This window comes from Microbacterium sp. NPDC056052, from assembly GCF_042266785.1.
In the GTDB taxonomy this organism is placed as follows: domain Bacteria; phylum Actinomycetota; class Actinomycetes; order Actinomycetales; family Microbacteriaceae; genus Microbacterium.
On the sequence record NZ_JBHJWV010000005.1, the window covers coordinates 285,988 to 306,958 of the forward strand.

Here is a 20,971-nt window from a genome sequence, read left to right on the forward strand (position 1 = left end):
CGGCGCCGGCGCTCAGGAGGCGGGCTCGGCGCGTGACCGGCGTCGGGCTCGGTTTCCGAAGACGGGCGCCCTGTGGCGGGGTGAGCGCTCAGGACTCCGGCGCGGGCGGCATCGGGATCGCGACGGTCGTCGCGGCGGTCGGCACCCCCAGCCCGAGGGCGAGCAGATCCGCGACCGGCGCCTCCGGTAGATCCGTCGACTCGTCCCTGTCCAGCGGCTCTCCGGGCAGCGCAGCCCAGGTGGCCTTCTCCTCTGGCTTCTGCGTGAACATGCCCATGCGTCCATTGTGCGCCCGCGCACCCCTCTCCGTGCCGCGAGAAACCAGATCCAGCATGAGACCCACCTACTGGCATGGTGTCTCATGCTGGATCTGGTTTCTCGTCGGAACGAGCGTGCGCGGGAGCGGAACGTACCCCGGCGAGCGCGGGTCGCGCGGAGCGCACTCCGGCGGGGCGCGCCAGGGGCGAGCCGGTGCACCGATCGTTGCTCACCCCCGCCAGAGGGTCGCCCGGGCCGATACCCGCGGAGCAGCTGGAGCCAGCACGGCGAGCACGCGGACGAACGTCGTCATCCAGACCAGGCCCAGCCCGACGGCGATCGCCTCGAGCCCGGTCGAGGAGTACAGTCCGACCGGGATGTGCAGCAGCACGGCCGCCACCAGCAGCGCGGCGAGCCCGATCGTGGCGACCAGCAGCGCGCGCGGCGGCCCGGGCAGCGCCTTCGTCGACATCGCCGCGGCGAGCGCGAACAGCACGAGCGTCCCGATCGCCGCGATCCAGTGCACCCCCCGGTTGACCTCGATCGGCACGAAGCCCACGACGGCCAGCGCGAGCCCGGTGGCGCCCCAGAGGGCAACCACCACCGCGATCCCGCGCAACGCGCGGTCGCCGCGCAGCCGGTGCAGGTCGCGGCCGATGTAGGCGCCGACCGTCGCGAACAGCAGCCCCGCCACGACGAGCGTGCCGTTGAACGCCCAGCCGCGGGCGCCGAGCCCGAGCTGAGAGAAGTTCTGCTGCCACCACAGCGGATCCGCCGCCGTCGCCATCGCGAAAAGCGTGCCGATCGCGAGGAAGCCGAACAGCAGCGCAGCCAGATCCCGCGTGCGGATGCCCACCCCCCGCGGTGTAGGCGAAGCGTCCACCGATCGCCGACGCGACCCCCGCCACGAGCGCGCCGCCCAGGGCCGGCGTCGTGAAGTCGTGGAGTCCCGCACCGAAGACGATCCCGCCCAGCAGCACCCCGAACGCCGTCACCGCCGCGAAGGCCACGGTCAGCGCGACCGCCGAAGCGTGCGAGATGGCCGTCTGCCACGGCGGCATCGGCTGCGTCTCGCCGCGGCGGTGCTGCACCGTGCTGACGACGAACGCGGCGGCCGCGACGATCCCGGCGATCACCGCGATCGGCTGACTCAGCGATCCCGGACCGGTCAGCGCACGCGCCGGGCCCTGCAGCGCGACGAGGCCCGCGACGGTGCCGAGGACGAAGCAGAGCACCGTCGCCCACACCGTGCGCGTCTCGTCGCGCAGTCGCCGCGAGGTGTCCATGCCGTCATCGAACCACGCCCCGCCGACACTGCGGAACGCCGCGCCCTTCCACAGACCCCCACTCACCGAGTCGTCCCCATCAGCGGACGCTATGGGGCCCGCTGATGGGGACGACGCGGAGTAGGAGGGTCAGCGGGGGGCGGTTCCGCCGTGCATCTCGCCGCGGAGGGGCCAGCGTCCGTTGTGCTGCCGGAACTCGTTCGCGCGCAGCAGCGGCGAGATGTCGAACAGGCGCGGATTCAGACGCAGCCGCGGACCCGACGATCCGCGCACGGTGAGCCGGAACTGCCCGCCGGACGCCTGCACGGAGAAGTCGGTGATGTCCGCGTAGGCGATCACGGCCTCGCGCCCCCACACCGTGCGGAACGCGATCTCGTCCACCCGCGGCTCGACGTAGAAGTTGCGATACATCAGAAGGAACCCCACGCCGGCGAGAGCGACCGCGACCGACGCGATCCGCAGCGGCCACAGCATGCCGTCGGCATTGTTCTCCGTGAAGGAGGCCAGCCCCATGAGGCTCCCGACGGCCACGAACAGGGCGCCCACGAGCGGGACGAAGACCGGCATGCGCTGCCGCACAGGACCCACCGAGCGGCGCCCGCGCATCCTCGACACGGCTGCCGCCACGAGGATCAGGACGGCCAGCACGATGAGGACCTTCACCACGACCGCGGACACTCCTCGAAGGTACCGTCTCGCGGGCCCCGCCGATTCCGGAGCCCGTCTGCCCGCCCGAACGTGCGCACCGCCGGAGTCCGCCACCCGAGCGTCCACAACGCAGGAGATCCCGGCCGGGCCCGCTCCCAAAGCGGGACGGGCGACCAGGATCTCCTGAGTTGCGAACGCGGTCAGGCGAGGACGAGGTCCTCCATGCGGGCGTACGAGGCCTCCATGCCGTCGACCATGCCCGTCGCGAGGATCATGTCGCGGGTCTCGAGGTCAGGGTACTCGATGAGGAGGGTGATCAGCGTCGCACCATCCTCCTCGTAGAGGTTGAGGTCGTTCAGCGTGACCGGGCCCTCGGTGCCCTGCATCTTCTCGGTGGTGACCGCGCGGCGCGGGGCGTCGACGAGCAGCGCCTCGCCTTCGAACCCGAACGCCTGCCCCGGGGTGTCCCCGACAGGGGCCCAGGAGCTGCGGTAGGTCTGACCGGGCTCGGTCGCGACCGTGCACTCCGTCATCTCCCATCCGTCGGGTCCGAGCAGCCACTGCTTCATGAGCTCCGGCTCGTAGTGCGCCCGCCAGACGAGGTCGCGCGGCCCCTCGACCAGCCGCGTGATGCGCACGTGGGTGTCGTCGAGCAGTTCGACGCGGGTGCCCTTGCCCTGGGCGTAGTCGCGCAGGTCCTGCAGCACGGTGTCCAGCTGGCTCATCGCCATCTTCGTGCCCTCGATCACGCCCATCGCGACGACCTGCTCGAGCGCCTCGGCCGACTCGAAGTGGCTCGTGCCGACCATGCGGGTGCCCTCGGCGGTCGGCGAGAACTCCAGCGTCATCCGCATCGCCGGGAACTCGTCGATGGGCTCGCCGGCATCGTCGACGAACGAGTCGAGCACCTCGAACAGCGTCGGCGCCTCGATCCGGGTGAACTCCCACCGCCCCGACGACTTCTCCCCGCGCGGGCCGTCGAGCCGGTACTGCGCAAAGCCGCCGACCGTATGGTCGAAGGCCGTGAAGGTCGCGGGCCATCCCGGAGGGCCCCAGAAGCGCTCGAGCTGACGTGGATCGGAGTACGCCGCCCACACCCGCTCCACCGGGGCGGCGAAGTCGGCGAGGATCGTCAGCGTCAGGTTCTCGGGATCGGTGGTTACGTCGGTGACAGGCATGTCACCCTCCTTCTGTCGGTCAGGTGGTGGTGGATCCGCGGGGAGCGGATCCCGGGGCGGGGTCAGGTTCGGCGCCGGTGCCGGAGTCCTCGGCGAGCAGGTCGTCGAGGCGGGAGATGCGGCTCCGCCACAGGTCTTCGTAGCGGGCCAGCAGTGCCCGGGCGCGCGCGATCATCTCGGGATTCGCGCGGACCAGCCGCTCGCGTCCCTCGGCGCGCTTGACGATGAGCTCGGCCGCCTCGAGCACGGCCACGTGCTTCTGCACCGCCGCGAACGACATGTCGTAGTCGCCGGCGAGTTCGGATACGGACTGCTCGCGAGCGATCGTGCGGCGCAGGATGTCGCGCCGCGTGCTCGCTGCGAGGGCCTGGAACACACGGTCGGTCTGCTCATCACTCAGTTCATTTCGTACAACCATTTGGTTGTAGATTATGACGAGCGGATCCGGGTGTCAAGGGGCGCGTTCAGCAGCGAGCCGCACGGGCTGGTCCGCGTCCTCCGCCAGGTCCTTCGTCCGCTGCAGGATGTGCGTCCCGGCCTCTATCGCTCACCGGCGCTCCGCGGGCGCCCCTCGGGGACCTCATACCCGAATCGCGCAGCCCCGTACGCGTCCCACGTCGCAAGGAGATCAATCGATGGATCTCTCAGCCACGCGAGCTGCATGCCATCCATGACCATGATGATCTCGAGGGCGAGGGTTGCGGCTTCCGAGTCGGACTCCCAGAGCATGAGGTTCCTGATGAGCGCCGTCGATTCGTGCCGCCGCTCACGGAAGTAGTCATATGCGGGATGGTCGGGGTCCAGCGCTTCAGCGGATAGGACGGAATAGAGGCGGATCACTTCGGGGATCTGCATATTGCGGGCAACCAGAGCGCGCATGAAGAGGCCGAGTTCGCTACGGCTCACGGGGGGCGGGATGGTGCCGAGGAGCGATGTTCGGTTCTCGTCATCCCTGCGGTGCAGGACGGCGATGAGGATCTCCTCCGCGGAGCCGAAGTGGTAGAGGATCCCTTGCCGCGAGATGCCGCAGGAACGGGAGAGCGCACTGATCGTGAATGCCTTGAAACCGTGCGCTGCGATCAGCGATGCGGCGGCGTCCACGAGTTGAGCGCGCCGATCGCCGGCCGGCAGGCGAACCCGAGGCGACGCGGCGTGCATGTCTTCCATTGTTCCCGGTTCCGACGAACATGGATCATCGACCATGATCGGCGCGCGTCGACGGGATCGCATTCCCGATTCGGGAAACACACTCACCCCCTACTTACGCTACTGTCAGTACGAGGTTTCCCCTACCCTTCACTCGCACCCAAGGCCAACGACGATGATCGATCCGTACCACCGAATTGCGCTGTCGGTCGCGAGCTCGACCGAGACGGCGGTGGCGCCGCATGTGCTGGGCGCCCTCGTTCGCGAGGGGTATACCTCGCCGACGGACTTCGTCGAGCTCGCGTCGATCCTGACAGAGGAGCAACTCGCCGGGCTCTCCGTGCTTCCGGACCCGATTCCCGCTACGGACAGCCTCCTCCGCCGCCATCAGATGCTGCTCGCCGGCATCGGTCAGTCCGGGGCTCACATCCTCCTCGCCGCCGTGCTATCCGTCACCGATCGCGTCGATGTACTGCTGGCGGCTTCCGGGAGCGACCCTGCCGTGCTCCTGGACCCGCAGATGCGCCGCCTCATCAGCATCAAGGACGGACGATTCACACTCGCGGCACCCGGCATCGGCACCGTCGTCCATCGCATGTCATCGCCCGCAAAGCGGGGCCCGATGCACGCGGCACTGGCTCGCGCGCACCAGGCACTTCATCTCCGGGGGCCCGCGCAGTGGCACCATGCCCTCTCCGGCGCCGAGCCGCATTCGCATCTCGTCGGGCACGCGCATCACCTTCTGACGACGGGACTGGTCGTGCCGGCCTTCCACGTGGGCCGACTGCTTGCCGATGCTCCAGCGAAGGACCGCACCGTTCGCGCCGAGGCCGAGCTCGTCGCCGCGCGAGCGGCCCTGGCCCAAGGGGCGTACATGGACGCGGCATCGTTCTTCCTCCGGGCATCCGAGCGGGGCGATACCGTCGTCCGCGCAAAGGCGCAGGAGGGGATTCGCGCAGCCCGGAACTTCCTGGACGGCCCTGATCCCCGGCAGGACTATGTGGATCAGATCCGGTCGCAGATCTCCGACCTCGCCGTCGCCGCAGTGACCGCCACCGACGCGGTCGTCGTCGAAGCCGTCCAGCGACTCTCCAAGAACTGGGCCTCGGATCCAGACGAAGTCGATGCCATTCACGCCGCGATGATGATGATGGCCACGCGTTCCCGACCGAACGGACCCTGGACCGCGTCAGACGTCTCTCTCTCGCCCCTCATCGACGGGTACGCCCAAGGGCAGAATATCGGCATACTCCTTCATGCTGGCGCGCACGCGGAAGCGGCGATCGGGCTGCGGGCCGCTCTGACGACACTGCCTATGACGCATCTCGCCGCCGGCGTCACCAGCCATGCACTGCGGATGCTCGCCGAGACCGATCCGCGGCTCTTCGAGGCATTCGAACCGCAACTGCGTCGGATCCGACCGCGCAACATCGCGCACCTTCAGATCGCCGATCCGGTGCCCGGAGCCAGATCCGTTCAACTCTCGCGCATCGCCCCCGCGGACACCAACCTCGTGGTGGACGCACTCACGCGACGCGAAGGCGACGTCGCCGGACTCGTCGCCCGAGGGCTGAACAACCGCGACATCGGTGCACAACTCGGAGTCAGCGACCGGACGGTCGAAGTCCATCTGACCAGCATCTACCGAAAGCTCTCGGTAAAGAGCAGAGCCGAACTGATCGCCCGCATCCACGACCGCACGCCGACACCGTCCTCTTCATCCGACCGCTAGCACGGGCACCGCCGCCTGCGACATGACGCGGGCCGACCCCGTGCGGATCAGAGGCAGCGTGGTGCGCGGGACGCTCCGCCGTCGATGGAGAGGTCGCCCACACCCAGGGTGTCGGCGCCCGCGAACCGGGAGAGCCCAAGGGCCACGTCGTTCACGGCGAAGAGCGTGCCGGAGAAGGACGGGTCCGTCGGAGACGACTCGGTGTAAAGGACGGCGATCTGACCATCCTCCAGATCGACGGCGAGGAAGTACCCGGCGCTGTTGTCGGACGCCGCTCCGGCGACCTCATCGACCCCCAGATCGAAGCCTCCGGCGGCGATATCGTCGAGCGCCGGCTGCACGGCGACGCACTGGTGGGGGGCGTTCTCCGGCTTCGAGGCGCGACGGGCGTCATCGATGAAGTCCGAGAGGTCGTCCAGATCGTCGATGCCGTCGATGTGATCGCGGCGCAGTCCGAGACCGTCCAGGTCGTCGTCATCCAGATCATCCAGATCGTCCAGATCATCCAGATCATCCAGATCGTCGTCGTCCAGATCGGCGTCATCGGCGAGGAGGTCGTCAGCCGCAGTGGCCTGCGGGCTCGCGCTCTTCGTGGCGCCCGGAGAATGAGTTCCGCCTGAGGCGCTGGGATGCACGGATCCCCCCGCACAGCCCGTGAGGAGGAGCGCGATCGCCGCGGAGGCGACGAGCAGCGCCGAAACAGTCCGATGGTCTCGCGTACGCATGATCATTCCATTCGCGGGGAGGGGAAGGGAGGCGCTGAAACACTAGGACAGGGGCGAGAAAGAGCCAGGATGCACTACGGGGATGCCCCTAGTGCGTCTCGCGAAACCATCAGGGGTGGCCGCGAGGCAGAGCGCGGGGTGATCGTGCTTCAGCTCCATTGACGTGGTTGTCGACGTCGTCACCTCGCGCGACCTGCCAAGAGGGTTACGCCAAGACGCCCGTCTGATGGGACTGCCGTGGGAAAGTGTCACGGCAAAGTCGATCGAGGTTGACAGTTCCTGTCTGAACGACGTTGCGTCTGATGTCATCTCGCCGCATTTCCGACATCGGGCCCAGAAGAGGCTGAGGCCGGGTCACGATCAAACCCCTGGGTTATCGTGAATGTCATGCGTGTGCCCGGTCCAGAGTCTGTCATCGTCCTCGGAATCGGACTCCCCATCACGCTGCTCGTCGCGTCGCTCATCGGACAGATCGCCCGCTGGATCGTCCGACGGCGGATCACTTTGAGCACGTCGACCACCGTCGTGCTCTCCGTCCTTGGCCTTTCACTCGGACTGCTGCTGAGCGGGCTCATCTTTCCGGATTCGCGACCGTGGAGTATCGAGGTGCTGCTGCTCTCGATCGCCTGCACCGTGCTGCTGCTCACGACTTTCGCCCTCGTGGCGCGGCGCTTCCAGCCCCCACTCCCCGAACGCGGCATCGTCGAACTCGTGCGCCTGGGCGAGTCCCACCTCGTCGAGTTCAAGTCCTCGGCGCGCTGGAACCTCCACACGAAACAGCGCGACGAGCGCCTCGAGCTCGTCATCGCGAAGACCATCACGGGTTTCATGAACGCGGACGGTGGGACCCTGCTGATCGGCGTCTCCGATGAGGGACAGATCCTGGGGCTGGAGAAGGACCTCTCCGTCATGCAGCGCCCGGACGTAGACCGTTACGAGCTATGGCTGCGGGACATGCTGTCAACACGTCTGGGGCAGAATGCCGCCACGCTGCCCCTCATCGACTTCACACCGACCGTGGTCGATCACACGCCCACCTTCATCTGCCGCGTGTCCTGCCCGAGCTCTCCCGTTCCGGTCTATCTCAACGCCGGCCGCAACGAACGTGCCGAGTTCTGGGTTCGGACGGGGAACTCGACCCGGCAGCTCGGCCTCGAAGAAACGGCTGAGTACGTGATGCTCCGCTGGCCCCTGGGGATCGGCAGGACGATGGCCGCGCAGCTGCGCGCCGCCGTACGGGGAAACGGTGTCGGCGCGGACGTGCGGACCGCACGCGGCGTGCGGAAGATGACCAAGGCAAAGACCGTGGCGACGCAACCCAGGCACTGACGACGGCGCGGCGAGCGTTCGGCCACTCCACGGCGTCCGGGACGGCTCAGGCCTTCGTCGAGCCGAGCACGGCGTCGAGCAGCCCGGGGAAGCGCTCATCGAGGTCTTCCCGACGCAGCGTGAGGATGCGGCGGCGGCCGTGGGGCTCGTTGCGGATCACGCCCGCCTCGCGCAGCACCTTCATGAAGTGCGACTTGGTCGACTTCGGCAGGTTCGGATCCGTCGCATGGCATGAGGCCATGTCGAGCGGACCGTCGACCAGCTGGCGCGCGATGGACAGGCGCTCCGGATCGCTCAGCGCGAAGAGCACCGCGGTGAGCTCGATCTCGGAGCGCTCCGGATGCGGGAGGTCGGTCGCGCCTGGCATGGTTCGATAATACTTGTACCTTCGACACGCGGCGAGTAGTCTGCTCAATGTTCGAGAATTATCGAACGGATGAGGAGCAGCCGATGACCACCCAGCCGATCGCCGTGCCACGGATCCCGGAGTCCGGCGCGCTGTCCTCGCAGCCGGCGCGGCCCCCGCGCGCCCGCTTCGGGTTCGTGCTCGCGATCGTCGCGCAGATCCTGATGATGGCGGGAGCCAGCGCGCCGTCGCCTTTCTACCCGGTGCTCGCGCAGCACCTGGGCTTCGACGCGATCGTGATCACTGCGGTGTTCGCCGTCTACGCGGTCGCCCTACTGCTCACACTGCTCACCGCGGGGTCGCTCTCGGATCACATCGGGCGGCGCCCGGTGATCGCCACCGGCCTGGTGCTGCTCGCCGCCAGCATGCTGCTGTTCGGGAACGCCGGATCCGTCGCACTGCTCGTACTCGCCCGGATCCTGCAGGGCGTCGCGAGCGGGCTGCTCATCGCGTCGCTCTCGGCGACCGTTCTGGACCTCGCGCCGCCGGCACGCCCCGGGACGGCGGCGCTCTGGAATGCGCTGAGCCCCGGCATCGGCCTCGCCGCGGGCGCGCTGATCGCGGCGCTCGCGCTGGATGCGACATCGGAGGCCCTGGGCGACGTGTTCATCCCGCTGGCCGTGGTGTACCTCGTGCTGGCCGTACTGGTCGCGATCGCGCCCGAGACCGCACCCCGGCTGCCCGGCGCCTGGGCGTCGCTGCGCTTCCGTCTCTCGGTCCCGGCGGACATCCGCGCCGAGTTCTGGCGTGCTGCGCCGGCGGTCATCGCCGGCTGGGCGACGGGAGGGCTGTTCCTCTCCCTCGGTGCGACGATCGTCCGCGGTGAACTGGGCGGCGCCGCGCACCTCTGGCAGGGCCTCGCCGTCGCCCTCCTGGCCGGCGTCGGCGCCGTCACGGCGTTCGCGATCCGGCGTCGGACCGCGCGGACGATCGTGATCTTCGGCACCACCGCACTCGCCACCGGCACCGCGCTCTCGCTGGTCGCGCTCGGGGTCGGCTCGCTGCCCGGCTACCTGATCGCCGCGTCCGTCACGGGCATGGGATTCGGCACGGCGTTCTTCGGCGTCGTCGGATCCCTCGCGCCGCGGATTCCCGCGACCCAGCGCGCCGATGCCTTCGCCGTGCTGTACGTGCTCGCGTATCTCGCCTTCGGCGTGCCCGCGGTCATCGCCGGGGTCCTGGTCGCACCGCTGGGGCTAGGGACGGTCTGCCTCGGCTACGGAGTCGTGGTCATCGTGCTGTCGCTGATCGCGCTCGTCCTCCGCGCCCGCCGACGCGCCTGAGCGGCAGGGGCGGGCGGCCCCGTCACCGGCTGTTCATCCGTGAGCTACCCGGTGTCCGCTTGGGGCGGCCAGGGTCGAATCGGATCCCGCGCGCGGATGGCAGACGTCCGGATCGCGGATCCGCACCCGCCCCGCTTCCCCTGGAGACTCCCGTGCCCCTGCTCCGCTCGCGTCGCACGCTCGCCGTCGCGCTCGCCACGTTCCTCACCCTCGGCGGATCCGTCGTCGCGGCGCTCCCCGCCGCGGCGGCCGACAGCCCGACCGACGTCAAGGACGCATCCTGCGTCGCCGGCGACGCCCGCGCCCTGTGCGCCCCGGTGGGCGATCTGCTCGATGTACGCATCGGCGATGTGCACCCCACGCAGCCGTCGCTCGGCTACGACGAGGTCTACTACAAGCTCGGACGCTATGACGCCGAGCTGTCGAAGGACGCCATCAACAAGAAGTTCGCGGACTGGTGCGAGGCCAACGGCCAGGGGGACGCGGCGAGCGCTCAGCCCGGTGCGACGCTGCAGGATCCCGCCTCCTTCACCTGCACGGTGCCGGTCGGGAGCGAGACCGCCGCGACGATCGAGCCCATGAAGACCGTCGTGATCGGCCCGCAGGGCGTGCTGTACCTCACGGACGGGCACCACACCCTCACCTCCTTCCAGGAGAACAGCGGCCCCGACGTGCACGTGCGGCTGCGCGTGCTCGGCAACCTGTCCGGCCTCTCGGACGCGGACTTCTGGGCCGCGATGCAGGCGAGCAAGTGGACCTGGCTGCGCGATGTGAACGGCGACGCGATCACCCCCGCCCAGCTGCCGTCGAACGTGGGTCTGTCGAACTTCGAGGACGACCGCTTCCGCAGCATCCTCTACTTCGCGCGCGACATCGGCTACTCCGCCGACGGCGCCGTGCCGTTCCAGGAGTTCTACTGGGGCACCTGGCTGCGCACCCGCGCTGACGTCCCGGTCGCGGGCTGGAACCAGGACGACTGGGCCGGATCCCTGGCGCTCGTGAAGCAGCTCACCCAGGAGCAGGTCGCGCTCGGCGCGGGCACCGTGGTCGACCCGCAGTCGGGCTACACCGCGGGTGACCTCAGCGTGCTCGACGCCTGGAACGACGGCAAAGCCGAGTCCAAGGGCGAGTGGGCCAAGCTCGCCAAGCCCTATGCCGATGCCAAGCCCGGCAAGCTCGCGTACATGACCGAGTACCGTCTGCGGCACGTGACGCCCGCTCCGACGGCGCCCGGGGCACCGGCCGCGCCCGCCGCGGTCGTCTCCGGCGCCTCGCCCGCAGGCTCCCACGTCGCCACCACCTGGTCGGCGCCCGCCGACGGCGGCTCGGCGATCACCGGCTACACCGTCTCGCTCGGCGCGGGCCTGTCGGCCGAGGTCGACGCCAACAACACCTCGTTCACATTCGACGGTGTGGCACCCGGGTTGTACTCACTCACCGTCACCGCACACAACACGATCGGCTCCACCGCCTCCGCCGCGACACCGGTGACGGTCTCCGACCCTGCCGCCGTGCAGGGCTCCGTCACGATCTCGGGCGACCTGCGCCCGGGCGGATCCGTCACCGTCACCGCGAACGGCCTCGCCGCCGACACGGCCGGCTTCGCGGTCGTCGCGCACTCGGCCCCGGTCTCGCTCGGCACCGGATCCACGGACGCGTCCGGCGCGTTCACGCTGCAGGCCGCGCTGCCTGCGTCGCTGCCCGCGGGGGCGCACACGGTCACGGTGGCGTTCAACGGCACGACTGTCGCGTCGGCGTCGTTCACGGTCGCGGCAGGGGGCGGCGGCGGATCCGGCGCCGGTTCGGGTTCGGGCACTGGTTCGGGTTCAGCCGGCTCGGGCGCGGTTGGTTCCGGCTCTGGCTCGCTCGCGACGACCGGATCCGCAGCACCGATCGGACTCGGCATCGCCGGCACGGTCGTCATCGCGGCGGGCGTGCTGCTGCTCGCACTGCGCCACCGTCGCCAGAGCCTGATCCAAGACTGACCGGAGACACGCAGAACGGGAGGCTGCTGCGCCTCCCGTTCTGGCCGGGCGGGCCCTCTCAGGCTCTCCGGCAGCAGCGGGCCGCCAAGTTATCCCCAACGAGCATTCGCACCGCCCAAATGCTCGTCAGACAGGTCTAGAGTTTCATTGTGGACCTCACAATGTTCCAGAACACCTCAACCGGAGCACTGGTACCCATCTCCGGCGTCGACCCGCTGCTCGGATCCTGGCAGCACAAGGCCTTCATGCCTGCACCACTGCCCGATGCGATGCCTGCGCTGACGGCGTCGACATTCCTCGCGATCGCTGACGCCCGGGCAGCTCTGGCAGCACTCGACAGCACCTCGCGTCAACTGCCGAACCCCACCCTGCTCCGACTGCCCACCCTGCGTCGCGAAGCCCAGAGCACATCAGCGCTCGAGGGCACCTACGCACCTCTCGCCGAAGTGCTGACCGCTGACGAAGACAACGCCCCGACCGCTGAACTCGTCGAGATTCTCAACTACGTCCGGATGGCGAATCTCGGCTTCGCCCGGATCGCTGACGGCCAGTCCATCACCGTGTCTTTTCTCAGCGAGCTGCAGGGGCTGCTGATGCGCGGCACGCCCTTGCACGATGTCTCCGGTCGTGTGCGTGACGGACAGGTCGTGATCGGAAGGCGACCAGATGCGGATCCTGCCGGCTTCGCGGCGCACGCCGCGCGCTTCATCCCCGCTCCAGCGGGTATTCAGCTCGAAGCAAGTGTGCGAGACCTCACGGACTGGATCCAGAGCGACCACCTCGGCGAGATCGATCCTGTGGTTGCCGCCGCGATGTCGCACTACCAGTTCGAGTCGCTGCACCCGTTCCGCGACGGCAACGGCCGCCTCGGCCGCTTCCTGATCGTTCTGCATCTGCAGATGGCTGGCGTACTCGACGAGCCCACCCTGACCGTGTCACCCTGGTTCGAAGCGCGACGCACCGAGTACTACGACCGTCTCTTCTCCGTCAGCGCGACCGGTGACTGGGACGGCTTCATACGGTTCTTCGCGCGTGGGCTGCAAGCTGCCGCAGATCAGACCCGGGTGCAGATGGTGGCGCTGGTCGGGGTGCAGGCCGAACTCAAGGAACGCATCCGAGCATCGGCGCTGCGGGCGGACTCCGCTCACTCTCTCGTCGATCTCGCCGTAGCCAACCCGTCGTTCACGGTCAGGAAGGCGGAAGCCCAGCTGGGGCTCTCCTACGCACGCGCGAACAAGCTCGTGGGGCAGCTCGTCGAGCTCGACATCCTTCAGCAGGTCGGCGATAGCGTATACGACCGCAGGTTCTTCGCGCCACGCGTGCTGCAGACGCTCACGGCCGACGCGGGGTAAGACGAACGCACACTGCCAGATCCGGTTGTGCGTTCGTCTTACCTCCCCGCCGCAGCCGGTTTGGGGCGCATCGCCTGGTTGAGGCGTCGCGCTAGCGCGGTCCGCGGCGGAACAGTCCGGCGAACAGCGTGTGCAGCAGCGGCAGCACCGAGACGCTCATCAGCACCGTGCCGAGCACCGGGTTCACGGCGAGCACGAGCGCTCCGCCGATGAGCAGCGCCGTGAAGAGCAGGCCGGAAACACCGCGACGGATCAAACCGTCGATGCGGTCCAGGCGCCGCTCGATGCGCGAGGTGTCGAACGTGACGGATCCCTCGTCGACGCGCGTGACGAGGTCGTCAATCCGCTTCGGCAGCCGCCACAGGACGCCCGCGTTCGCGACCGCCTGCTGTGCGAAGTCCTGCACGAGGTTGCCGCTCTCGTCCGCGAGCAACCGGGTCGCGTACGGCTCGATCGACTCCCAGATGTTGAACTGCGGATCCAGCCCGCTGCACATGCCGGAGGTGAGCGAGACGGCGCGGATGAGCAGCAGCAGCCCCTCGGGGAGCTGCACCGGCAGCGAACGCATCGTGTCGCCGAACTCGACGGCGAAGCCCTGGAACTCCCGCGGATCGACGTCGCGGAGCTCGGAGAAGCCCATGCCACCGAAGCGCGCGAACAGCGCGGAGAGCGCACGCTCCAACTCGCGGTTCTCGGCGGAGGGCATGAGCACGCCGATCTCCTGCGCGGCGGCGACCATGCCCTTCCCGTCGCGGGACGCGGCGGCGATGAACAGCGTGCGCAGCCCGTGCCGGATCCCCTCTGGCACCTCCGCCATCATCCCGAAGTCGATGAACGTGAGCCGCCAGGCGGGGTGGACCTCGCCCGGCGTCGAGGAAGCGCCCGACGCTCCGGGCATGCCGGCGCCGCCCGCACGGTGCGGCGTCACGAAGATGTTCCCCGGATGGGGATCCGCGTGCACGAATCCGTGCGTGAAGAGCTGGTCGAACATGACCTCGGCGAAGACGCGGGCGACGTCCGCGGGGTCGATCCCGGCCGCGCGCAGGGCCGCGACGTCGTTGATCTTGATCGCGGTGACGTCGGAGAGGGTCAGCACGCGGCGGGTGGTGCGCTCCCACGCGACGAGGGGGGCGTCGACCCTCGGATCGTGCGCGAAGTTCTCGGCGAACCGCTCTGCGGCCGCGGCCTCGTGCAGGTAGTCGATCTCCTCAAGGCTGGTCTGCGCGAACTCCTCGACGAGAGCGGGGGCGTTCACGCGATCGGCGATGAATCTGATGCGCCGCAGCCATCCTGCGACCCGACGGAGGGCTGCGAGATCGGTCGCGACGACCTGGTCGATTCCTGGCCGCTGCACCTTGACCACGATCTCGTCGAACCCCGCGTCGGCGGCGTCCTGCTCGGACAGTCGCGCGCGATGCGCCTGCCCGAGCGAGGCCGCGGCCAGAGGCGTGTCGTCGAACGAGGCAAACGCGCGGGAGAGCGGCACCCCCAGTTCGGCCTCCGCAAGCGCGCGGATCTCGGCGATCGGCACGGGCGGCACCTCGTCCTGCAGGCCCGCGAGTTCGGTCGTGATCTCCGGTGGCAGCACGTCCAGCCGCGACGACATGAACTGGCCGACCTTGATCATCAGGCCGCCGAGCTCGACCGCGAGCACATGGAAGCGCTGTGCGAGCACGCGCATCCGACGCTCGCGGGAGGACTCGGCGACGCGCGTGAAGCCGATCCGGGGCAGCACGAGCTCGAACCACCACGTCTGCACGAGCACGCGGGCGGCGAATCCCAGGATCCGCCGGTAGCGGGCGCGCAGCGGCGGACCCTGATCTTCGGCCGCGCTCGGGCGCATCGCCGGCGACGCCGGACTCCGATCGTTGACCATGACGATGTGCCTCCTATCCCATCTTCCTGCGTCGCATCCGCCCGAGCATCCCCATCGCGACCGCCGCGCCGAGCGTGAGGCACACCGGCCGGTAGACGACGCGGTCGAGCCGACGGAAACGCGCACTCGGGTCGGGCAGCCGCAGCAGCTTCGTCGCGGCGACCCCGCCGGCGATTCCCCGGGCCAGCAACGCCCCCGCGGCCCCTGCGCGGATCAGCCGCGCGATCGGGCTGGCACCGCCGACGCCGCCGACGACCGCGGCGCCGCCGAGCGCCAGGACCGCCACTCCCACCGTCGGTCCGACGCTGGGAGTGTGCGCGGAGCCGACGACCGCGTCGGCCAGGGCGGCCTCATCACGCGCGGGCCAAGGACTGCCGGCGGCCCAGACGAGATGAAGGACGCCGACCGCCGCGAGCCCGACCGCTCCCACGGCCCGGCCCGCGATCCCTGCCGCGCCGAGCGCGGTCCTCGACCGTCCCGGCCCCGATGCCTCGGGCCCGGCCACGACCTGGCGCCCGGGCTCTCCTCGCTCTGCGGAACCGCCCGGCATCAGTCGGCGAGGATCGCGTACAGACGGCGGCGCGCCTCGTCGAGCACGTCGATCGCCTGCTGCACCTGCTCCGGGGTGCCGGTGCGCGCGACCTGCGCTGCCGCACCCGCGAGGTCGACCCCCGCCTTGGGCAACGCTCCGAACGATGCCGCTCCCGCGCGAGAGCTGGAGCTCTCCCACGGCGGTGTGCCGGCCTCATCGGCGACAGCCCGGCCGGCCTCGGTGAGCGAATAGGTCTTGCGTCCGCTCTGCTCGGCAGCCTCGATCAGTCCCTCGTCCGCGAGCAGCTGCAGCGTCGGATACACGGATCCGGCGCTCGGCTTCCACGAGCCTCCGCTGCGCTCCTCGATCTCCTGGATGATCTGGTAGCCGTGCATCGGCTGCTCGGCGAGCAGGGCGAGCACGGCGGCCCGCACATCGCCGCGTGCCATGCGCGGGGTCTGCGGGCGCTGGTCAAAGGCCGAGCGCAGGTGCTCCATCGCCTCCCAGAGTCCGGCGGTCGGGTTCATCCCCGGGCGCCCGCCGAAGCCGCGTCCACCGCCGGGGCCGAACCCCGACCCGCCGAATCCACGCGGTCCAAATGTGTTGTCCATGACGACCTCCTCGATTCCCGCTCACCCCGAGCGATAGTTAACGATATGTCGCTATGTATCGGAAGGGAAGAGCGGATCCGGATCCGGTCGCTGACAGGCACGACCCCCCGCCACGCCCGGCCCTCGTCTCGCCACGCCCTACGGTGGAAGCATGACGATCACCGCCGCGGCAGACGGTTCCGCCCTGGGCAACCCCGGACCCAACGGCTGGGCCTGGTACATCGACGACGAGAACTGGGCCGCCGGCGGATCCCCCCACGGCACGAACAACCAGGGCGAGCTGCGCGCCGTGCTCGAGCTGCTCCTCGCGACTGCGGGCGTCCCGAACGAGAAGCTCGTGATCGAGTGCGACAGCCGGTACGTGATCGACTCCGTGACGAAGTGGATGCCGGGGTGGAAGCGCAAGGGCTGGCGCAAGTCCGATGGCGGCGCCGTGCTCAACCGCGACCTGCTCGAGGGCATCGACGAGGCGCTGCGCGGGCGCGACGTGTCGTTCACCTGGGTCAAGGGTCACGCCGGTCACCCCCTGAACGAGGCGGCCGACCAGCGCGCGAACGCCGCCGCGACGGCGTATCAGAAGAAGCGGGATCCTGACCAGGGCCCGGGCTTCTCGGGCGTCCCGGCGGTTACAGCCCCGTCGGCGCCTGCCACCGCCACCGCCCTGGCCTCCGAGGCCCGCGCAGAGGCCCCCTCCGCCGGATCCTTCGCCCTCCCGGTCGTGGCGTCCTCCGCCGTCCCGGCACCCGCGCTGTGGGCCGAGGCCTCCGACCTGCTCGATGGCCTCGATCTCCCTGCGGATGCGGCCCCGACCGAACTGCGCGTGACGCTCAGTGCCGAGGAGCACGCGCGCCTCCGCGACCGTGCCGATGCTCAGGGCGTGTCCCTGGAGGAGGCGCTGCGACGTCTGATCTGAGCGCATCAGATGCCACACTGGCCGGATGTGGATCGGATGGATCGAGTTCGACATCCTGCTCGGCGACGTGCGCTCCCTGAAGGAGAAGCGCAGCGTGATCCGGCCGCTCCTGGCCGAACTCAGCCGGCGGACCGAGGCCGCGGTGGCGGAGGTGGGCGCGCAGGATCTGCACCGCCGCACGATGCTCGGCGCATCCGTCGTCGCTGCGCACGCCTCGCACGTCCGCGACGTGCTGGATCAGGCCGAGCGCATGCTCGCCGAGCAGCATCCCGAGATCACCGTGCTGTCCGCCCGGAGGGGCCTGCACAGCAGCGAGGACTGACAGCTCGGTCCCTCATGGAGTCTCACCGCCCCGCGAGCAGCTCCCGCAGCCGCGCGGCCTCATCCGCGGGCATCGAATACTCGTGCTCCGGTGCCGGATAGCGGTGCTCGCGCACCTCGTCGGCGTACGCGGTGACACCGTCGATCGCCGAGGATCGCAGATCTGCGTAGCGCTTCACGAACTTGGCCGCACCGCCGTCGTAGATCCCGAGCAGGTCATGGAACACGAGCACCTGACCGTCGGTGGCGGGTCCGGCGCCGATCCCGATCACGGGGATGTCGAGCAGCGGCATGAGCGCCGCGGTAACCTCGCACGGCACCGCCTCGACGACGAGCAGCGAGCATCCCGCGTCCTGCAGCGCGACGGCGCTGTCGATCACCGCGAGCGCAGCCTCGGCCGTGCGGCCCTGGGAGCGGTAGCCGCCGAGCGACGTCGCCGTCTGCGGGGTGAGGCCCACGTGGCCGACGACGGGGATCCCCGCGGAGACGAGCGCCCGTGCCCGGTCGACCGAGGTGCCGCCGCGTTCGATCTTGACGAGGTCGCAGCCGGTCTCCTTGACGAAGCGCTGCGCCGTGGCGAGAGCCTGCGCATCCGAGGTCTCGTAGGAGCCGAACGGCAGATCCGCGACCAGCAGGGGCTTCGTGAGTCCGCGCCGGACGGCCTTCGTGAGCATGATCATCTCGTCGACCGACACCGGCACAGTGCTGTCGTAGCCGAGCACCGTCATCGCGGCCGAGTCGCCCACGAGCACCATGTCGACGCCAGCCGCCTCGACGATCTGCGCGCCGGGGTGGTCGTACGCGGTGACCATGACGATCGGCTCGCCCGCAGTCTTCTTCGCGGCGAGGTCGCCCAACGTGAGCCGGCGAGTGGGGGCGGCGTGCGCGCTCATGCGACGGCCTCCGTCAGCAGCCTGTCGACGGCCGAGTCGACCTGGATGATGGTGTTCGACCGGTCGACGTGCACCACGGTCGGCGCGTAGTCGGCGAGGTCCTCAAGCGAGTAGTCGGCGTAGGAGATGACGATCACGGTGTCGCCGGAATGCACGAGGCGCGCAGCGGCGCCGTTGACCTGGATCGCCCCGGATCCGCGCGGTCCCGCGATCGTGTAGGTCTCGAAGCGGGATCCGTTGTCCACGTCGACCACGTGCACCTGCTCGTGCGGGAGGATGTCGGCGGCCTCGAGCAGGTCGGGGTCGATCGTGATGGATCCGACGTAGTGCAGGTCGGATCCGGTGATCGTCGCGCGGTGGATCTTCGACTTCAGCATGGTGCGTCGCATCAGGCGTCGCCTCTCCTGTCGGTGGAGCGGAGGATGTGGTTGTCGATGAGTCGTGCGGCACCCACGCGAGCGGCGACCGCGAGCAGCGCTTCGCCGTCGAGACGGGTGACGGGCTGCAGAGTTTCGGCGTCGCGGAGCTCGAGGTACTCGGGAGTGATGCCGGCAGCGGCGAGGATGGTCCGGGCCGCGGCGGTGAGGGCGTCGGCCTCGCGCTCCCCTGCCTCGGCGAGCGCCTGCGCTGCGTCGAGTGCCCTGTTCAGCGCCGTCGCCTGCGCACGGGCGTCGGCGTCGAGGTAGACGTTGCGCGAGCTCATCGCGAGACCGTCGGCCTCACGGACGATCGGGCACGCCTCGATCCGCACATCGAGGTTCAGGTCGCGCACGAGCCGGCGGACCACGAGAACCTGCTGCGCGTCCTTCTGGCCGAAGTAGGCGACGTCGGGGGCGACGATGCCGAACAGCTTCGCGACGACCGTGGCGACGCCGTCGAAGTGATGCGCGCCGCGGCTGGCGCCGTCGAGCACGTCGGTGATGCCGCCGATGTGGATCGTGGTGGCGAAGCCGTCGGGGTAGATCTCGGCAGGTTCCGGCGCGAAGAGGATGTCGACGCCGCTCTGCTCAGCGAGGCCGGCGTCGCGCTCCTCGTCCCGCGGGTAGCTGCTGAGATCCTCGTTCGCGCCGAACTGGGTGGGGTTGACGAAGAGCGAGACCACGACGAGGTCGTTGTTCTGCCTGGCCGCCTTCATGAGCGACAGGTGCCCGGCGTGGAAGGCGCCCATGGTCGGCACGAGGCCCACCGTCTGGCCGCGCTGCCTGGCGTCGCGGACGGCATTGCGCACCTCGGCAATCGTGCGGATGATCCTCATGCGCGGTTCCCCTCGGATTCGGTCGTCGACTCACGTTCCACGGTTCCTGAGCGCCCTTCGTCTCGTCGCTCCGCTCCTCGCTCAGGAACCACGAAGCGAGACGAAACGCGGTCACCCGCTGCCACACCCGGGGTCGTTGAGCGAGCGAAGCGAGACGAAACGCGGTCACCCGCGGTCTCGGCGAGAGCACGGGTCCGCGTGGTCAGCGCATCGACGAGCGGCACCAGCAGGGGCGTGGCATCGGCGACCGCTGCTCGCTGCCGGGCAACGGTCTCCTCATCCCCTCGAGCGATCGGCCCGGTGAGTGCCTCCGCGGCGCCGACCTCGACCCAGTTCTCGACGGTCTGCCGCACGAGCGGGGCAAGAATCGCACGCGCTTCCGCCGAAGGGATCCCAGCCGATCCAGCAACCTGCTCGGCCGCGTCGAGCACGGCGAGCAGCAGGTTCGAGGCGATGGACGCGGACGCGTGGTACTCCGCACGATGCACGTCATCGACGCGGAACGGGTACGCTCCGAGCGCTCGTGCGATGCCCTCCGCGGCCGTGAGTGCTTCCTCGGAGCGCCCGTCGATCGCCGCCCCGATGCCGTGGAAGACAGTCGGCGCCTCGGATCCGGTGAACGTCTGCAGCGGATGGATGCTGAAGTCGACGGCGTCGAGACCCGTCGCGCCGGAGACGTGGCCGATCATCCGTGCGTGCGGGCGGGCGACCTCTGCCGCATCGCGGATCGCTGCGTCGGGAACGCACAGGAGCACGACGTCGACTGCAGGGATGGCGTCACCGCGACCGAGCGGTCCGATCACGTCGTAGCCGGTGACGCCGAGCGCCCGCGCAAGCACGCTGCCGAGCCGCCCGGCGCCGACGATGGCGATGCTGAGGTCCGGAGCGGACGACGAGGAAGAGGCGGCTGCGTTCATTGTTGGACCCGGTCGGGATCGACGTCCGGGACGGGTCGAGTATCCGCCCATGAGTGGATCCAGGCCAAATTGGAGAGCAATAAGACACGCTTGTAATACACTACATTAAGCATACTGTCTTTCATAGAAGCTTTTCGCTTGTCGCTTCGATCTACGCCATCCATAGCAGCCTCTCGCGGGCCCGTCCTGCACATCCCGAAACTGGTGCGAGCTCTTCCCCTAGTCCGTTCCTGGCGCGAACAGCCGCCGCGGCCGCGGCGCAGGCTGAGCGGATGGGAATCAGATACTTCGCCTTCGCGGTTTCGGCCAGGCAAATCGCTCAGTC

23 protein-coding genes are annotated in these 20,971 nt (G+C 69.5%); 8 read left to right on the forward strand and 15 right to left on the reverse strand.

Annotated features, from left to right (window positions below):
• Nucleotides 1–88: 88 nt before the first annotated feature.
• Both ACFC1J_RS12000 and ACFC1J_RS12005 read right to left on the reverse strand, forming a co-directional pair.
• Nucleotides 89–277 carry a hypothetical protein gene (locus ACFC1J_RS12000; protein WP_375906002.1) on the reverse strand — a complete coding sequence of 63 codons (189 nt, stop codon included), beginning with the start codon at nt 275–277 and terminating at the stop codon, nt 89–91.
• Nucleotides 278–487: 210 nt separating this feature from the next.
• Nucleotides 488–1,114: a DUF998 domain-containing protein gene (locus tag ACFC1J_RS12005; protein WP_375906005.1), complete on the reverse strand. Its 627-nt coding sequence runs from the start codon at nt 1,112–1,114 to the stop codon at nt 488–490.
• Nucleotides 1,115–1,191: 77 nt separating this feature from the next.
• Here ACFC1J_RS12005 and ACFC1J_RS12010 point away from each other — a divergent pair, with 77 nt between their 5' ends.
• The gene (locus ACFC1J_RS12010; protein ID WP_375906008.1) at nt 1,192–1,407 is read left to right on the forward strand and encodes a hypothetical protein; all 216 of its coding nucleotides are present in this window, start codon (nt 1,192–1,194) and stop codon (nt 1,405–1,407) included.
• Between the two features lie 266 nt (nt 1,408–1,673).
• On the opposite strand, the gene ACFC1J_RS12015 is transcribed toward ACFC1J_RS12010, so the two are convergent.
• The 4 genes from ACFC1J_RS12015 to ACFC1J_RS12030 form a co-directional block, all read right to left on the reverse strand.
• Entirely contained in the window at nt 1,674–2,222 is a 549-nt protein-coding gene (locus ACFC1J_RS12015; RefSeq protein WP_375906011.1) for a hypothetical protein, read from the reverse strand.
• A gap of 170 nt (nt 2,223–2,392) precedes the next feature.
• Nucleotides 2,393–3,370: an SRPBCC domain-containing protein gene (locus ACFC1J_RS12020; protein ID WP_375906014.1), complete on the reverse strand. Its 978-nt coding sequence runs from the start codon at nt 3,368–3,370 to the stop codon at nt 2,393–2,395.
• A gap of 19 nt (nt 3,371–3,389) precedes the next feature.
• A complete protein-coding gene (locus ACFC1J_RS12025; RefSeq protein WP_375906017.1) occupies nt 3,390–3,788 on the reverse strand; it encodes an ArsR/SmtB family transcription factor in 399 nt (132 codons plus the stop codon).
• A gap of 122 nt (nt 3,789–3,910) precedes the next feature.
• On the reverse strand, nt 3,911–4,624 hold the full coding sequence (locus tag ACFC1J_RS12030) for a TetR/AcrR family transcriptional regulator (RefSeq protein ID WP_375906020.1): 714 nt from the start codon (nt 4,622–4,624) through the stop codon (nt 3,911–3,913).
• A gap of 67 nt (nt 4,625–4,691) precedes the next feature.
• On the opposite strand from ACFC1J_RS12030, the gene ACFC1J_RS12035 reads away from it, so the two are divergent.
• Entirely contained in the window at nt 4,692–6,248 is a 1,557-nt protein-coding gene (locus ACFC1J_RS12035; RefSeq protein WP_375906023.1) for a LuxR C-terminal-related transcriptional regulator, read from the forward strand.
• 47 nt (nt 6,249–6,295) lie between these two features.
• Here ACFC1J_RS12035 and ACFC1J_RS12040 read toward each other — a convergent pair whose 3' ends face one another.
• Entirely contained in the window at nt 6,296–6,973 is a 678-nt protein-coding gene (locus tag ACFC1J_RS12040; protein ID WP_375906026.1) for a hypothetical protein, read from the reverse strand.
• 504 nt (nt 6,974–7,477) lie between these two features.
• Here ACFC1J_RS12040 and ACFC1J_RS12045 point away from each other — a divergent pair.
• Entirely contained in the window at nt 7,478–8,302 is an 825-nt protein-coding gene (locus tag ACFC1J_RS12045; protein WP_375906029.1) for a helix-turn-helix domain-containing protein, read from the forward strand.
• A 46-nt stretch (nt 8,303–8,348) separates the two neighbouring features.
• On the opposite strand, the gene ACFC1J_RS12050 is transcribed toward ACFC1J_RS12045, so the two are convergent.
• Nucleotides 8,349–8,669, reverse strand: coding sequence for an ArsR/SmtB family transcription factor (locus tag ACFC1J_RS12050; RefSeq protein ID WP_375906032.1), 321 nt, complete (start codon nt 8,667–8,669; stop codon nt 8,349–8,351).
• 83 nt (nt 8,670–8,752) lie between these two features.
• Here ACFC1J_RS12050 and ACFC1J_RS12055 point away from each other — a divergent pair, with 83 nt between their 5' ends.
• The 3 genes from ACFC1J_RS12055 to ACFC1J_RS12065 all read left to right on the forward strand — a co-directional run bounded on the left by ACFC1J_RS12055 (nt 8,753) and on the right by ACFC1J_RS12065 (nt 13,328).
• Nucleotides 8,753–9,991, forward strand: coding sequence for an MFS transporter (locus ACFC1J_RS12055; protein WP_375906035.1), 1,239 nt, complete (start codon nt 8,753–8,755; stop codon nt 9,989–9,991).
• A 152-nt stretch (nt 9,992–10,143) separates the two neighbouring features.
• Nucleotides 10,144–11,976: a ParB-like protein gene (locus ACFC1J_RS12060; RefSeq protein ID WP_375906038.1), complete on the forward strand. Its 1,833-nt coding sequence runs from the start codon at nt 10,144–10,146 to the stop codon at nt 11,974–11,976.
• Nucleotides 11,977–12,137: 161 nt separating this feature from the next.
• Entirely contained in the window at nt 12,138–13,328 is a 1,191-nt protein-coding gene (locus ACFC1J_RS12065) for a Fic family protein (protein ID WP_375906041.1), read from the forward strand.
• Nucleotides 13,329–13,419: 91 nt separating this feature from the next.
• Here ACFC1J_RS12065 and ACFC1J_RS12070 read toward each other — a convergent pair whose 3' ends face one another.
• From ACFC1J_RS12070 to ACFC1J_RS12080, 3 genes are read right to left on the reverse strand one after another with little or no spacing between them, the layout of a single operon-like run.
• The gene (locus ACFC1J_RS12070; protein WP_375906219.1) at nt 13,420–15,171 is read right to left on the reverse strand and encodes an ABC1 kinase family protein; all 1,752 of its coding nucleotides are present in this window, start codon (nt 15,169–15,171) and stop codon (nt 13,420–13,422) included.
• Between the two features lie 46 nt (nt 15,172–15,217).
• The gene (locus ACFC1J_RS12075) at nt 15,218–15,709 is read right to left on the reverse strand and encodes a DUF3995 domain-containing protein (protein ID WP_375906044.1); all 492 of its coding nucleotides are present in this window, start codon (nt 15,707–15,709) and stop codon (nt 15,218–15,220) included.
• A gap of 44 nt (nt 15,710–15,753) precedes the next feature.
• Nucleotides 15,754–16,347, reverse strand: a complete 594-nt coding sequence (locus ACFC1J_RS12080; RefSeq protein ID WP_375906047.1) for a PadR family transcriptional regulator — start codon at nt 16,345–16,347, stop codon at nt 15,754–15,756.
• A gap of 151 nt (nt 16,348–16,498) precedes the next feature.
• On the opposite strand from ACFC1J_RS12080, the gene ACFC1J_RS12085 reads away from it, so the two are divergent.
• Together ACFC1J_RS12085 and ACFC1J_RS12090 are read left to right on the forward strand one after the other, a co-directional pair.
• On the forward strand, nt 16,499–17,260 hold the full coding sequence (locus ACFC1J_RS12085; RefSeq protein ID WP_375906050.1) for a ribonuclease H: 762 nt from the start codon (nt 16,499–16,501) through the stop codon (nt 17,258–17,260).
• Between the two features lie 25 nt (nt 17,261–17,285).
• On the forward strand, nt 17,286–17,582 hold the full coding sequence (locus ACFC1J_RS12090) for a DUF503 domain-containing protein (RefSeq protein WP_375906053.1): 297 nt from the start codon (nt 17,286–17,288) through the stop codon (nt 17,580–17,582).
• A gap of 22 nt (nt 17,583–17,604) precedes the next feature.
• Here ACFC1J_RS12090 and panB read toward each other — a convergent pair whose 3' ends face one another.
• From panB to ACFC1J_RS12110, 4 genes are read right to left on the reverse strand one after another with little or no spacing between them, the layout of a single operon-like run.
• A complete protein-coding gene (gene panB, locus ACFC1J_RS12095) occupies nt 17,605–18,474 on the reverse strand; it encodes a 3-methyl-2-oxobutanoate hydroxymethyltransferase (protein WP_375906056.1) in 870 nt (289 codons plus the stop codon).
• Nucleotides 18,471–18,863: an aspartate 1-decarboxylase gene (panD, locus tag ACFC1J_RS12100; protein ID WP_375906059.1), complete on the reverse strand. Its 393-nt coding sequence runs from the start codon at nt 18,861–18,863 to the stop codon at nt 18,471–18,473. The genes panB and panD overlap by 4 nt, the downstream gene beginning before the upstream one ends.
• Nucleotides 18,863–19,729 (reverse strand): pantoate--beta-alanine ligase, encoded by an 867-nt coding sequence (panC, locus tag ACFC1J_RS12105; protein WP_375906062.1) that lies wholly within the window; start codon nt 19,727–19,729, stop codon nt 18,863–18,865. Before panC ends, panD begins: the two co-directional genes overlap by 1 nt.
• On the reverse strand, nt 19,726–20,646 hold the full coding sequence (locus ACFC1J_RS12110; protein ID WP_375906065.1) for a Rossmann-like and DUF2520 domain-containing protein: 921 nt from the start codon (nt 20,644–20,646) through the stop codon (nt 19,726–19,728). Before ACFC1J_RS12110 ends, panC begins: the two co-directional genes overlap by 4 nt.
• Between the last annotated feature and the right edge of the window lie 325 nt (nt 20,647–20,971).